The sequence below is a fragment of the Streptomyces sp. NPDC030245 genome (genome assembly GCF_055572995.1).
Map to the genome: position 1 here is coordinate 372,224 of NZ_JBVICF010000006.1, position 13,827 is coordinate 386,050.

11 protein-coding genes are annotated in these 13,827 nt (G+C 71.0%); 1 reads left to right on the top strand and 10 read right to left on the bottom strand.

The genetic code is table 11. The features are described 5' to 3' along the window. Positions 1-249: 249 nt before the first annotated feature. From ACZ4Z4_RS19170 to rsmH, 10 genes are read right to left on the bottom strand one after another with little or no spacing between them, the layout of a single operon-like run. Positions 250-1,041 (bottom strand): cell division protein FtsQ/DivIB, encoded by a 792-nt coding sequence (locus tag ACZ4Z4_RS19170; RefSeq protein ID WP_468328310.1) that lies wholly within the window; start codon positions 1,039-1,041, stop codon positions 250-252. Between the two features lie 14 nt (positions 1,042-1,055). Continuing rightward, positions 1,056-2,150: an undecaprenyldiphospho-muramoylpentapeptide beta-N-acetylglucosaminyltransferase gene (gene murG, locus ACZ4Z4_RS19175; protein WP_362992424.1), complete on the bottom strand. Its 1,095-nt coding sequence runs from the start codon at positions 2,148-2,150 to the stop codon at positions 1,056-1,058. A gap of 6 nt (positions 2,151-2,156) precedes the next feature. Continuing rightward, a complete protein-coding gene (ftsW, locus tag ACZ4Z4_RS19180) occupies positions 2,157-3,467 on the bottom strand; it encodes a putative lipid II flippase FtsW (protein WP_468328312.1) in 1,311 nt (436 codons plus the stop codon). Positions 3,468-3,515: 48 nt separating this feature from the next. Next, positions 3,516-4,940: a UDP-N-acetylmuramoyl-L-alanine--D-glutamate ligase gene (gene murD, locus ACZ4Z4_RS19185; RefSeq protein WP_468328314.1), complete on the bottom strand. Its 1,425-nt coding sequence runs from the start codon at positions 4,938-4,940 to the stop codon at positions 3,516-3,518. Further along, positions 4,937-6,007, bottom strand: coding sequence for a phospho-N-acetylmuramoyl-pentapeptide-transferase (mraY, locus tag ACZ4Z4_RS19190; protein ID WP_125512299.1), 1,071 nt, complete (start codon positions 6,005-6,007; stop codon positions 4,937-4,939). Before mraY ends, murD begins: the two co-directional genes overlap by 4 nt. After that, positions 6,004-7,419 (bottom strand): UDP-N-acetylmuramoyl-tripeptide--D-alanyl-D-alanine ligase, encoded by a 1,416-nt coding sequence (locus ACZ4Z4_RS19195; RefSeq protein ID WP_468328316.1) that lies wholly within the window; start codon positions 7,417-7,419, stop codon positions 6,004-6,006. Before ACZ4Z4_RS19195 ends, mraY begins: the two co-directional genes overlap by 4 nt. A gap of 4 nt (positions 7,420-7,423) precedes the next feature. Then, the gene (locus tag ACZ4Z4_RS19200; protein ID WP_468328318.1) at positions 7,424-9,076 is read right to left on the bottom strand and encodes a UDP-N-acetylmuramoyl-L-alanyl-D-glutamate--2,6-diaminopimelate ligase; all 1,653 of its coding nucleotides are present in this window, start codon (positions 9,074-9,076) and stop codon (positions 7,424-7,426) included. A 19-nt stretch (positions 9,077-9,095) separates the two neighbouring features. Then, positions 9,096-11,072: a peptidoglycan D,D-transpeptidase FtsI family protein gene (locus tag ACZ4Z4_RS19205; RefSeq protein ID WP_468328320.1), complete on the bottom strand. Its 1,977-nt coding sequence runs from the start codon at positions 11,070-11,072 to the stop codon at positions 9,096-9,098. A gap of 5 nt (positions 11,073-11,077) precedes the next feature. Next, the gene (gene ftsL, locus ACZ4Z4_RS19210) at positions 11,078-11,632 is read right to left on the bottom strand and encodes a cell division protein FtsL (RefSeq protein ID WP_468328322.1); all 555 of its coding nucleotides are present in this window, start codon (positions 11,630-11,632) and stop codon (positions 11,078-11,080) included. A 50-nt stretch (positions 11,633-11,682) separates the two neighbouring features. Next, entirely contained in the window at positions 11,683-12,642 is a 960-nt protein-coding gene (rsmH, locus tag ACZ4Z4_RS19215) for a 16S rRNA (cytosine(1402)-N(4))-methyltransferase RsmH (protein WP_468328324.1), read from the bottom strand. Between the two features lie 419 nt (positions 12,643-13,061). Between rsmH and ACZ4Z4_RS19220 the strand changes: the two genes are divergently transcribed. Further along, positions 13,062-13,619, top strand: a complete 558-nt coding sequence (locus ACZ4Z4_RS19220) for a beta-class carbonic anhydrase (RefSeq protein ID WP_468328326.1) — start codon at positions 13,062-13,064, stop codon at positions 13,617-13,619. Positions 13,620-13,827: the final 208 nt, after the last annotated feature.

The window sequence follows — 13,827 nt, forward strand, 5'->3', positions numbered from 1 at the left end:
GTGTCGCCGTTTCGCATCGATGCGATGCGGCGACTGATGCCGAATGGGACGGTCCGAACGCCGACCCGAACCCTAACGCTGAAGTTTAGGGTTACCAGTGTGTCTGTTCCTTGGACTCTTCCGAACAGGACACTAAGTCGACAAGTGGCGCACGTTCAACGAACACGCCGAACCTCCCGTTTTTCTTTTCACCCTATGTGATCAGCCGTAGCGCTGCCGAACCAGGGTGCTGGCCTGCGACGATATGCGTCAACTCCCCGCTGATGCAGGGGCGGTGGGGACGCTCACATCGAAGTGCCGTGCCTTGGGAGCCGCTTTCATCAGCGCGAGAAGGGTAGTGGCCTTGGATCGGCCCTTCTCGCCACTGCCCCAGGCCACGGTGCGCCCCTCGGTCAACTCCAGCGAGATGGAGTCGTACGAGCGGACCTTGAGCCTGCGGGTGTCGCGGGCCACCGCTTCGGGCAGGTCACCGGCGACCCGCACCGCCTCGCGCAGCAGCCGGTCGGTGCCGAACCGGCGCAGACTGGCCGCCCCGCTCTCCCGGTCCAGCGCCAATTCGAGGTGCGGCACCCCCTTGGGCGCGCGCTCCACCGTGGCGAATCGCACTCCCTCGGCGTCCACTTCGTCGAACTTTCCGCCCTTTTCCAGAACGAGCGCCGACTTGCGTTCCGTCACTTCGAGACCGATTCCGTGCGGCCAGGACCGGACGACGTCAACCGAGTCAATTCGGGGCAATTTCGAGCGCAGCCGCTCCTCGATGGCATCCGTATCGACCGAAATCAGTGGTGTCCCGACGGGGGCGTCGGCCGCCTCCCGCACTTCTTCGGGCGTCAGGACGCCGGTTCCCGACACCGTCACGCGCTCCAGACGCAGCCACTGCGAGCCGTAGAGCACCCAGAGCACGCCGGCACCGAGCAGCGCGGCGAGCGCCAGTACGACGATCAGAGTGCGCACACGCGCCAGCCGGGTGCGGCGGACCCGTTTCGGGCGGGGCGGGCCGGACTTCTGCCGCTGTCGTTCGGCGGTGGTCGGTCCGGCCACGGTCCCCTGCCTTCTCACGCGTTGCGGCGTGACGCAATCGCCTCGTACACCATGCCGACGAGGAGGTCGTCGGCGTCCCTGCGGCCGAACTCCGAGGCCGCGCGGGACATCTCGTACAGCCGGTGCGGGTCGGCGAGCACGGGAAGCACGTTGCCCTGGACCCACTCGGGCGTCAGCTCCGCGTCGTCGACCAGGAGTCCGCCGCCCGCCTTGACCACCGGCTGGGCGTTGAGCCGCTGTTCGCCGTTGCCGATCGGCAGCGGGACGTAGGCGGCGGGAAGCCCGACGGCGGAGAGTTCGGCCACGGTCATCGCGCCCGCGCGGCAGAGCATCATGTCGGCCGCGGCGTACGCGAGGTCCATCCGGTCCACGTACGGTACCGGGATGTACGGGGGCATCCCCGGCATCTGGTGCACCTGCGGCAATTCGTTCTTCGGGCCGACGGCGTGCAGGATCTGGATGCCCGCGCGCTGGAGCACCGGCGCGACCTGCTGGACGACCTCGTTGAGCCGCCGGGCGCCCTGCGAGCCGCCCGAGACGAGCAGGGTCGGCAGGTTCGGGTCGAGGCCGAAGGCGGCGCGCGCCTCCGGGCGGACCCGGGCCCGGTCGAGCGTCGCGATGGTGTGGCGCAACGGGATGCCGATGTAGCGGGAGTTGCGCAGCTTGCTGTCGGGGGTGGCGACGGCCACCCCGTGGGCGTACCGCGAACCGATCTTGTTGGCGAGGCCGGGGCGCGCGTTGGCCTCGTGCACGACGATCGGCGTCCCGGTCCGCTTGGCCGCGAGGTAGCCGGGCAGGGCGACGTAGCCGCCGAAGCCGACGACGCAGTCCGCCTTGGTGCGCTCCAGGATCTGCTCGGCCGCCTTGATGGTGCCGCGCAGCCGCCCCGGGACGGTGATCAGTTCAGGGGTGGGCTTGCGCGGCAGCGGGACGGCCGGGATCAGCGCGAGTTCGTAGCCCCGCTCGGGTACGAGCCGGGTCTCGAGTCCACGCTCCGTGCCCAGGGCCGTGATGCCCACGGTCGGGTCCTGCCTCCGCAGGGCGTCCGCGAGGGCGAGCGCGGGCTCGATGTGGCCGGCGGTCCCCCCACCGGCGAGTACGACATGCACCGAAATTCACCGCTCTCCGGACGAACGCGCCTTGACGCGCCGTCGCATCGTGTTCCATCTCACCCGAGGTTGCCGCATGGCCAGGGCCGCCTTCGCCGCCGGGTCCGATCGCGCGAAGGCGATGAGGAGTCCGATGGCGAACATGGTCGGCAGCAGGGCCGAACCCCCGTAGGAGAACAGCGGGAGCGGGACACCGGCGATCGGCAGCAGACCGAGCACCGCACCGACGTTGATCACGGCCTGCGCCGTGATCCAGGTGGTCACGCCTCCCGCGGCATACCTCACGAAGGGGTCCTCCGTGCGTCCGGCCACGCGGATACCCGCATAGCCTAGAGCCGCGAACAGGGCGAGCACCGACAGTGTCCCCGCCAGACCGAGTTCCTCCCCGGTGATGGCGAAGATGAAGTCCGTGTGGGGTTCAGGCAGTTGACCCCATTTTTCCACACTCGCGCCGAGACCGGAACCGAAGAATCCGCCGGAGGCCAGGGCATAGATGCCGTGCACGGCCTGCCAGCACTGGTCGCCGGGGCCGGGGTCGGTGGCGCCGATGCACGCGAGCCGGGCCATGCGGTTGGGGCTGGTCTTGATGAGAATCACACCGAGCAGCGCCGCGACGCCGAGCACGCCGGCGAAGAGCCGGGTGGGCGCTCCCGCGAGCCACAGCAGCCCGAAGAGGATCGCCGTGAGAATGATCGCGGTGCCCATGTCGCCGCCGAGCATGATGAGTCCGAGCAGCATGAAGGCGACCGGCACGAGCGGCACCAGCATGTGTTTCCACTGGGCGAGGAGCCGCTTGTCGTATTTGCGCGCCAGCAGGTCGGCGCCCCACAGGACCAGGGCGAGCTTGCCGAACTCACTGGGCTGGAGCTGGAAGGGGCCGCCCAGGTAGATCCAGTTCTGGTTGCCGTTGACGCTGCGCCCTATCCCCGGGATCTGCACGAGGACCATCAGGAAGACGGTCACCGCGAGGATCGGATAGGCGAGCGCCCGGTGCAGCTTGATGGGCATCCGCATGGCGACCAGGAGCAGGATCGCGCCGAGCACGGCCGCCACGAACTGCTTGCGGAAGAAGTACGAGGCGGGCAGGTCCAGCTGGAGCGCCTGGATCATCGAGGCCGAGTAGACCATCACCAGGCCGAGCCCGGTGAGCAGCAGGCTGCTGCCGAGGATGAGGTAGTACGCGGTGAGCGGCCGGTCCCACGCCCGGCGGACCCTGTTGAGGAGCCGCCGGGGACCGCTGTCGCCCGGCGGGTGGGAGGCGCCTCTGGCGCGTACCGGAGGCGGTCGTCTGGCGACCCGCACGGATGACCTGGCCACGTTCCCCTCCCAAGGGTGTGCCCGGCGCCCGGCGGGCACGGAGCCCGGTCAGGCGCGCGTGGGACCGAGTCCGCGGACGGCGTCCGCGAACGCTTCCCCACGCTTGTTGTAGTTGGTGAACATGTCCATCGACGCACAGGCCGGAGCCATCAGCACGGTGTCCCCCGGCTGAGCCAGCTCCGCCGCCCGCCGTACCGCCTCGGACATCGCCCCAGTGTCGGTCCGGTCGAGGTCGACGACCGGGACCTCGGGGGCGTGTCGCGCGAGGGCTTCGCGGATCAGCTCGCGGTCGGCGCCGATGAGGACGGCGCCGCGCAGCCGCTTCGCGGCGCCTTCGACGAGCTCGTCGAAGGTGGCGCCCTTGGCGAGCCCGCCCGCGATCCAGACGATCGACTCGTACGCCGCCAACGACGCCTGGGCGGCGTGGGTGTTGGTGGCCTTGGAGTCGTCGACGTACGCGACGCCCTCGACGTCGGCGACGTGCTCGATGCGGTGGGCGTCCGGGCGGAAGGCCCGCAGCCCGTCGCGCACGGCCGTCGCCTGCACGCCGAAGGCGCGCGCGAGGGCCGCCGCGGCCAGCGCGTTGGCGATGTTGTGCGGCGCGGGCGGCTGGACGTCGGAGATCTCGGCGAGCTCCTGGGCCTGCTTCTGGCGGTCCGGCACGAAGGCACGGTCGACCAGGATGCCGTCCACGACGCCCAGTTGCGAGGGCGCGGGCGCGTTCAGCGTGAAACCGATGGCGCGGCAGCCCTCTTCGACGTCGGCCTCGCGGACCAGGTCCTCGGTGGCCTTGTCCGCGACGTTGTAGACGCAGGCGACGTGGTTGCCCTCGTAGATGCGGCCCTTGTCGGCGGCGTACGCCTCCATGGAGCCGTGCCAGTCCAGGTGGTCCGGCGCGAGGTTGAGGACGGCCGCGGAGTGGGCGCGCAGCGAGGGCGCCCAGTGCAGCTGGTACGAGGACAGCTCGACGGCGAACACGTCGTACGCGTCGTCGCCTTCGAGGACCACGTCGACGATCGGGGTGCCGATGTTGCCGACGGCGGCCGTGCGCAGGCCCGCCGCCTCAAGGATCGAGGCGAGCATCTGCGTCGTCGTGGTCTTGCCGTTGGTGCCCGTGACGGCGAGCCAGGGCGCCGCGCCCGGGCCGCGCAGCCGCCAGGCGACCTCGACGTCGCCGATGACGTCCACGCCCGCCTCGGCGGCCGCGGCGAACAGCGGCGACGAGGGCTTCCAGCCCGGCGAGGTGACGACGAGGTCCGTGCCGGGCCGCAGGCTCTCGGCGTCTCCCAGGCGTACGGAGATGCCCTCGCTCTCCAGAGAGGCGGCGCGTTCCCGGTGCGCCTCTCCGGAGCCGCCGTCCACGACGGTCACCTTCGCGCCGAGGCCGGCCAGGGCGCGGGCGGCGCTGACGCCGCTCACGCCGAGGCCGGCGACGGTGATGTTCCTGCCCTGCCAGTCGGAGACAGAGGTCACTTTTCGGCTGCCCATCCCGCGTAGAAGAGACCGAGGCCGACGATCACGCACATGCCCTGGATGATCCAGAAGCGGACCACCACAAGGACCTCGGACCACCCCTTGAGTTCGAAGTGGTGCTGGAGCGGCGCCATCCGGAAGACCCGCTTACCGGTCATCCGGAACGAGCCGACCTGGATGACGACCGACATGGTGATCAGGACGAAGAGGCCGCCGAGCAGCGCGAGGAGCAGCTCCGTGCGGGAGCAGATCGCGAGGCCCGCGAGCGCGCCGCCGAGGGCGAGCGAGCCGGTGTCACCCATGAAGATCTTGGCGGGCGAGGTGTTCCACCACAGGAAGCCGAAGCAGGCACCCATCAGGGCGGAGGCCACCACGGCGAGGTCGAGCGGGTCCCTGACCTCGAAACACGCCTGCGGGTTGGTCAGCGTCGTCGCGTTGGCGCAGGACTCCTGGTACTGCCAGACACCGATGAAGGTGTAGGCGCCGAAGACCATCACGGAGGCGCCGGTGGCGAGGCCGTCCAGACCGTCGGTGAGGTTCACGCCGTTCGACATCGCGAGGATCATGAACAGCGCCCAGACCACGAACAGGACCGGGCCGATCGACCAGCCGAAGTCCGTGACGAACGACAGCTTGGTGGAGGCCGGGGTCTGGTTCCGGTTGTCCGGCCAGTTCAGCGCGAGCACGGCGAAGCCGATGCCGACGATCAGCTGGCCGGCCATCTTCGCCTTGGCGCGCAGACCGAGCGAACGCTGCTTGACGATCTTGATGTAGTCGTCGAGGAAGCCGACGAGGCCCATGCCCGCCATCAGGAAGAGCACCAGGAGGCCGGAGAGCGTGGTCTCCGTGCCGGTGATGACCTTCGTGAGGAAGTACGCGATGAGCGTGGCCAGGATGAAGGCGATACCGCCCATGGTCGGCGTACCGCGCTTGCTGTGGTGCTCGCGCGGGCCGTCGTCCCGGATGAACTGGCCGTAGCCCTTGCGGGCCAGGAGCTTGATCAGCAGCGGGGTACCGACCAGGGTCAGGAAGAGCCCGATCACGCCCGCGAAGAGGATCTGCCTCATCGGCCGGAGACCTGCCCCTCAGAAGACACCGCGACGTCGTCGAGCAGCGCCGTGGCGACCTTCTCGAGACCGACCGACCTGGACGCCTTCACCAGCACGACGTCACCCGGGCGCAGTTCACTGCGCAGCAGGTCGATCGCCGCCTGTGCGTCGGACACGTGCACCGACTCCTCACCCCACGAACCCTCGTTGTATGCGCCCAGTTGGAGCCAGGACGCTTCCCTGCCCCCGACTGCCACGAGCTTGCTCACGTTGAGCCGGACGGCAAGTCGTCCGACCGCGTCGTGCTCGGCGAGACCCTCGTCCCCGAGCTCGGCCATGTGACCGAGCACCGCCCACGTACGACGCCCCTTGCCCATGGCCGCGAGCGCGCGCAAGGCCGCTCGCATGGACTCGGGGTTCGCGTTGTAGGCGTCGTTGACGACCGTCACGCCGTCCGGGCGCTCGGTGACCTCCATCCGCCAGCGGGACAGCGTGCCCGCCTCGGAGAGCGCGAGGGCGATCTCGTCCACGGACATGCCCAGCTCATGGGCGACGGCGGCCGCGGCAAGCGCGTTCGACACGTGGTGCTCACCGTACAGCCGCAAGGTCACGTCGCTGCACCCGGAGGGTGTGTGCAGCGTAAAAGCGGGCTGTCCGTTCTCTGTGAGCCGGACATTTTCCGCGCGTACGTCGGCGTCCTCGGCCTCTCCGAAGAGGATCACGCGGGCCTTCGTGCGCGAGGCCATCGCGCGGACGAGCGGGTCGTCGGCGTTGAGGACCGCGGCGCCGTCCGCGGGCAGCGACTCGACCAGCTCACCCTTCGCTTGTGCGATCTGCTCGCGTCCGCCGAACTCGCCGATGTGGGCGGTTCCGACGTTCAGGACGAGGCCGATCCTCGGCGGCGTGAGGCCGGTGAGGTACCGGATGTGGCCGATTCCGCGCGCTCCCATCTCCAGGATGAGGAAGCGCGTCTCGTCGGTGGCGCTGAGCGCGGTGAGCGGCAGGCCGATCTCGTTGTTGAACGAGCCCGGCGTCCAGACCGTGGGCGCGTGGCGCCGCAGGACCTGCGCGAGGAGGTCTTTGGAGCTGGTCTTGCCGACGGATCCGGTCAGCGCCACGAGGGTCGCGCCGAGGCGCTCCACCACGTGCCGTGCGAGGGCGCCGAGCGCCGCCTGCACGTCGTCCACGACGACGGCGGGCACGCCGACGGGCCGCGAGGCGAGGACGGCCGCGGCGCCTGCCGCGACGACGTCCGCCGCGTAGTCGTGGCCGTCGACGCGCTCGCCGACGAAAGCGACGAAGAGGCTGCCGGGCTCCACCTCACGGGAGTCCCGGACGACGGGTCCGGTGACCCGGACGGCCGGATCCGGTATGTCGTACGTCTGCCCGCCGACGACGCTGGCGATCTCGGCGAGGGAGAGGGCGATCACAACTTCATCCCTGGGTTTGCTGGATAGCTTCGCGAAGTACCTGGCGGTCGTCGAAGGGACGCACCACCCCGGCGATGTCCTGTCCCTGCTCGTGGCCCTTGCCCGCGACGAGGACGGTGTCGCCGGGCTCCGCGCGGCGGACGGCCGCGCGGATGGCGGCGGCCCGGTCCTCGAAGACGGCGACGTCGCCGCGCTCGTGGGCGGGGACCTCGGCGGCGCCGGCGAGCATCGTGGCGAGGATCGCGAGGGGGTCCTCGCCACGGGGGTTGTCCGATGTCAGTACGGCGGTGTCGGCGAGGCGGGCCGCGGCCGCCCCCATCGGCATCCGCTTGGTCCTGTCCCGGTCGCCGCCGCAGCCGAGCACGATGTGCAGCTTGCCCTCGGTGACCTTGCGCAGCGCGCGCAGGACCGATTCGACAGCGTCCGTCTTGTGGGCGTAGTCGACGACGGCCAGATAGGGCTGGCCCGCGTCGACGCGCTCCAGGCGGCCCGGCACGCCGGGCACCGCGGCGACGCCGTCGGCGGCCTGCTGCGGGTCGATCCCGGCGACGGCCAGCGCGACGATCGCGGCGAGGGTGTTGGCGACGTTGAAGGGGCCCGCGAGCGGCGACTTGGCGGTGATCCGCTCGCCCTTGGGGCCGACGGCGACGAACGTCGAGTCGAGCGGTCCGACCACGACGTCCTCGGCGCGCCAGTCGGCGTCCGGGTGGCCCTCGGCGGAGAAGGTGGTGACGGGCACCTCCGACTCGGTGATGAGCCGACGCCCGTACTCGTCGTCGAAGTTGACCACGCCGAGGCGGGAGCGCCGCTTGGTGAACAGCTGCGCCTTGGCCTGGAAGTAGTCCTCCATGCCGGAGTGGAACTCCATGTGCTCCGGGCTGAGGTTGTTGAAGACGGCGACGTCGAAGACGCAGCCGTCCACCCGCCCGAGCACCAGGGCGTGGCTGGAGACCTCCATCGCGACCGCCTCGACGCCGCGCTCGCGCATCACCGCGAACAGCGCCTGGAGGTCGGTGGCTTCGGGGGTGGTGCGCTCCGACTTGATGCGCTCGTCGCCGATGCGCATCTCGACCGTGCCGATGAGGCCGGTCGAGCGGGCGCCCTTGAGGCCGCCCTCGATGAGGTACGCGGTGGTGGTCTTGCCCGACGTGCCGGTGATGCCGATCTGGAGGAGGTCGCGGCCGGGGTGGCCGTAGACCGTCGCCGCCAGCTCGCCCATGTCGGCGCGCGGGTCGTCGACGACCAGGACCGGAAGCCCGGTCGCGGCCGCGCGTTCGGCGCCGGTCGGGTCGGTGAGCACCGCGGCGGCACCGAGGTCGGCGGCCTGCGCGACGAAGTCGGCGCCGTGCAGCCGGGCGCCGGGCAGGGCGGCGTAGATGTCGCCGGGGCGGACGGCGCGCGAGTCGTGCGTGATACCCGTGATCCGCGCACTGCCCGGGTCGGCGACGCCCAGCTGGCCTGCGAGCTCCGTCAGCGAGGTCGGGGAGACCCGGTCCGGCCGCGGCGGTCCCGGATAGGTCACGGGAACGCCCTTCTGGGTGGTTTGGGACTGATCAGCGTGTGGCACGGCGGTGAGCGTACCGGGCGTACCCCTCTCGGAGCGAAGTGAGGGGCGTGCCGGGGGGTGGTTCCCCGAGCCTGGCGTGATGGTTGTCACGAGCTGTTCCTGGTGGGTCTCAGGGCTTGAAGGTCACCGGAAGGCGGGCCGGGCCGCTTCCGGTGGGGGGCACTTGGAGCGTCTTGAGGGCGAACTCCATGACTTCCTTGTAGATGGGTCCGCAGATCTGGCCGCCGAAGTAGCTCCCCTCGGTCGCGTTCTGGATCGCGCAGTAGACCGTGACGCGCGGCTTGTCGGCGGGCGCGAAGCCGGCGAACGACGAGGTGTAGCCCTTGTAGCGGCCGGTCGCCGGGTCGACCCGGTTGGCCGTACCGGTCTTGCCCGCGACGCGGTAGCCGGGGATGCGGGCCTTGGTGCCGGTGCCCTCCTCGTCGTCGACGACGGATTCGAGCATCTGCGAGACGGTCTTCGCGGTCTTCTCGCTCACCACCCGGGTCTTCTTGGGCTTCGGCGCGGGCGTGAAGCGGCCGTCGGGGCCTTTGGTGCCGCGCACCAGGGTGGGTTCGACGCGTACGCCGCCGTTGGCGATGGTCGAGTAGACCGATGCGGCCTGCATGGCGTTGATCGAGACGCCCTGGCCGAAGGGGATCGTGAACTGCTGCGAGGTGGACCACTTGTCGGCGGGCGCGAGGATGCCGGAGGTCTCGCCGGGGAAGCCGAGCCCGGTCTTCGTGCCGAGGCCGAACTTCCGCAGGTACGAGTAGAGGACCCGGTTGACCTCCTTCTGCGTCTTGCCGAGCTCTCCGGTGGCGAGGATCGTGCCGATGTTGGAGGACTTGGCGAGCACGCCGTTGAGCGTCAGGTGCCAGGTGGGGTGGTCGATGTCGTCCTGGAAGAGGCGGTCGCCGCGGTGCAGCCGGTTGGGCACCGTCACATGGGTGCCGGGCGTGGCGGCGTTCTCCTCCAGGACGGCGGCCATCGACATGACCTTGGCGGTGGAGCCGGGCTCGAAGGCGTCCTGAAGCGCGGCGTTGCCGAGGGCGGTGCCGTCGGCCTCCGAGAGGTCGTTCGGGTCGAAGCCGGGGGCGTTGGCCATCGCGAGGACCTCGCCGGTCCGCGTGTCCTGCACTATCACGTAGCCGCGGTCGGCGCTGGACTTCCTGACCTGCTCGCTGATGGCGTTCTGCGCGGCCCACTGGATGTCGCGGTCGATGGTGAGCTCGACGTCGGAGCCGGGCACGGCGGGTGTCTCCGTGAAGCCCGCGGTCGGCACCTGGCGGCCGCCGGACTGGGCGTAGCGGATCTTGCCGTCCTCGCCGGCCAGCTGCTTGTCGAGCTGCGCCTCCAGGCCGCCCGCGCCCTTGCCGTCGGAGTTGACCCAGCCCAGTATCCCGGCGCCCAGGTCGTCGTTCGGGTAGACCCGCTTGCTGCTCGGGTCGGCGAGGACGCCGGCCAGCACGTTCGGCGAGGCCGGATCGGTGCCCGCCTTCTCGGCGAGCGCGCCGCGCAGGTCCTTGATCTGCTTCCACACCTGGGGGCTCTGGCGGCGGGCCAGCAGGACGTAACGCGTCTTCGGGGTCTTGAGCTTCGCGGTGAGTTCGTCGACGTCCTTGTCGAGGATCGGGGCGAGCAGCGTGGCCGCCTCCTCGGGCGCGTTGTCGGTCTTCGTCTCCTTCGGCGTGAACAGCGTGGGGTCCGCCGTGATGTCGTACGCGTCCACGCTGGCGGCGAGTTCGACGCCGGCGCGGTCGGTGATGCGCCCGCGCTCGGCGGCCAGGGTGTGGGTGAAGTAGCGGTTCTTCTCGGCCTTGGCGGCGTACGCGTCGGCGTCGACGGCCTGCACCTGGAGCAGCCGTACGACGAAGGCGAGCATCACCAGCGTCAGGCCGAGGCTGACCATGCGCAGGCGCGGCCGGGGGCTGCCCAGGCGGATGGTGCGGGCCTGCGCCTTGCCCTTGCCCTTGCCCTTGGCGGCGGGCCGGCGGGACGCGGGGCGGGCGCCCTGCGCGGGGCGGCGCGGGGCGCCGGTTTTCGCGGGGCGGACGGGCTTCGCGGGTCCTGGCACCCGGCGCCGCGGGGGTTCCCTGTCGGACACTTGCGTCACCTGCCGGAGGTCGTCGTGGGGAGGCCGGGCTGTGCGGGCTGCGGGGCGGCGGGGGCGGGCGGCGGGGCGGGTGCCGTGGCGGCCGCGGTCGGGGGCGGCACGGGGGGCGCGACCGGGACCGGGACGGACGCCGCGGGGGTCGCGACCTCCTGCGGGCGCGGCGCGGGGTAGGCCAACGACGAGGGGCGGGCCGCGGCGCCCGGCACGCCGCGCACGGTTCCGTCGGGGTTCAGGAAGGCCGGGTCGCCGCCGGGGACCATGCCGAGCTCGCGGGCGCGGCGCTGGAGGGCGTCGGGGGCCGCGTAGCCGTCCACGTCGCGCTGGAGCTCCTGCTCCTCCTCGGTGAGCTCCTTGGTCTCCTTCCTCAGCTCGCTCAGCTGGAACGAACCCTCGTTGAGGGAGGAGTTCAGGATGAGCAGCACGATCAGGCCGCCGCCGAGGAGCACGACGACCAGGAGGACGAAGGGCGTGCGCGCGGCCTGGCTCGGGCCCTCGGGCAGCAGCCGCGCGAGGCGGGCGGCCCTCCCCCGCAGCTCGGGCTTCTTGCTCATGGAGCCTCCTCGCGGACTCTGATCAGCGGACCCCGGTCAGCGGGTGCCGCTCAGCGGACGTCTTCGCGTACGCGCTGCGCGCCCCGCAGCCGGGCCGGGGCCGCCCTGCGGTTCTCGGCGACCTCTTCCTCTGTGGGGAGTTCGGCGCCGCGCGTCAGAAGCTTGAGCCGCGGCTGGTAGCGCTCGGGAACGACGGGCAGGCCGGGCGGTGCGGTGTTGGCGGCGCCGGCCGCGAACACCTGCTTGACCAGGCGGTCCTCCAGCGAGTGGTACGAGAGGACGGCGATCCGGCCGTCGACGGCGAGCGCTCCGACGGCCGCGGGGATGGCCCGCTCCAGGACGCTCAGCTCGCCGTTGACCTCGATGCGCAGGGCCTGGAAGGTGCGCTTGGCGGGGTTGCCGCCGGTGCGCTTGGCGGCCTGCGGCAGCGCGTCGCGGATGAGCTCGACGAGCCGTGCGCTGTTGCTGAACGGCTCCTTCTCGCGCTCGCGGACGACGGCGCCGACGATGCGCTTGGCCTGCTTCTCCTCGCCGTACTGGCGCAGGATCCGCACCAGTTCGCCCGGTGCGTACGTGTTGAGGACCTCGGCGGCGCTGATGCCGGTCGTCTGGTCCATGCGCATGTCGAGGGGGGCGTCCTGGGCGTACGCGAAGCCGCGGTCGGCCTCGTCGAGCTGCATGGAGGAGACGCCGAGGTCGAAGAGGACGCCCTGGACGCGGGGGATGCCGAGGCGGTCGAGCACGTCGGGGAGTTCGTCGTAGACCGCGTGCACCAGGGTGGCCCGGTCGCCGTAGGGGGCGAGCCGCTCGCCGGAGAGGCGCAGCGCTTCCTTGTCGCGGTCCAGGGCGACGAGGCGGGCGGCCGGGAAGGTGGCGAGGAGGGCCTCGCTGTGGCCGCCGAGTCCGAGGGTGCAGTCGACGACGACGGCGCCCGGCTCGGCGAGCGCGGGGGCCAACATGTCCAGGCACCGCTGGAGCATCACCGGGACGTGTCGGCTGTTGTCGCTCAAGGGGCCCTCTCAGGTCCGGCGCGGCGTGCGCACGCACCGCCGGGTCCCCGCCCGCTCCGTGAAGGGGAATGGACTGCTGGCGCCGGGGAAGTGGCGTCAGCCGACCGGGAGCGGGAGGAGGCCGAGCCGTACGTACGCGCCGCGCACGTGGGGGGATTCTGGGAATCCCCGGGATGTGCGGTCCAGCAGGGAGCAGGTCACGTCTCCCGCTTCGCGTCACTTTAGTCCACCGTGTCTCCCGGTCAATCAACCGGCCTGCGCGTCGCAGGGCGGCCCCGACAGGGGTGCGAATCCGATGGGCTCACCCGTTCGGCCGCACCCCGTCCGGCGTGTGGGTTGGCTCACAACAAGGATCTTTGGCGTTCTTTGTCCCTCCTCACAGCGAGCCCGGACGATCAACGCGCATTAACGTCTTAGCCATGTCGACTTCCGCAGCCTCCTCGGACAACACGCCCGCCGAGCCCATCGGTGACATAGCCGTCGGTACGGTCACCGACCGCCTCGTGGACGCGAACGCGAGATACGCCGCCCGGTTCACCGACCCCGGCATGGACGCCCGCCCCGTCCTGCGCGTCGCCGTCGTCGCCTGCATGGACGCCCGCCTCGACCTGCACGAGGCCCTCGGCCTCGAACTGGGCGACTGCCACACCATCCGCAACGCGGGCGGTGTGGTCACCGACGACGTCGTCCGCTCCCTGACCATCAGCCAGCGCGCGCTCGGCACCCGCAGCGTGGTCCTCATCCACCACACCGGCTGCGGCCTGGAGACCCTCACCGAGGAGTTCCGCCAGGAGCTGGAGACCGAGGTCGGCCAGCGGCCGACGTGGGCGGTGGAGTCCTTCCGCGACGTCGACCAGGACGTGCGGCAGTCGATGGAGCGGGTCCGGACGTCGCCGTTCCTGCTGCACACCGACGACATCCGGGGGTTCGTCTTCGACGTGAAGACGGGCCTGCTGCGGGAGATCGAAGCCGCGTGACGGACAAACTGTCGTAAACCCCGGCGAATCGGCGCCAGTTATCCACAGGCGAGTGACACGACCCGGTATGCCCAACAACAATGCGGGGGTGGCGTCACGCAGAACCAGTCATGTGTGACGCCCGTGAATTCGGGGTGTACCGGGTCGCACGCTTGAGTGGCGGCCCGGCTGGGGTATCCCCTGCTCCTTGGGAGCGCGGGGAAGGGCC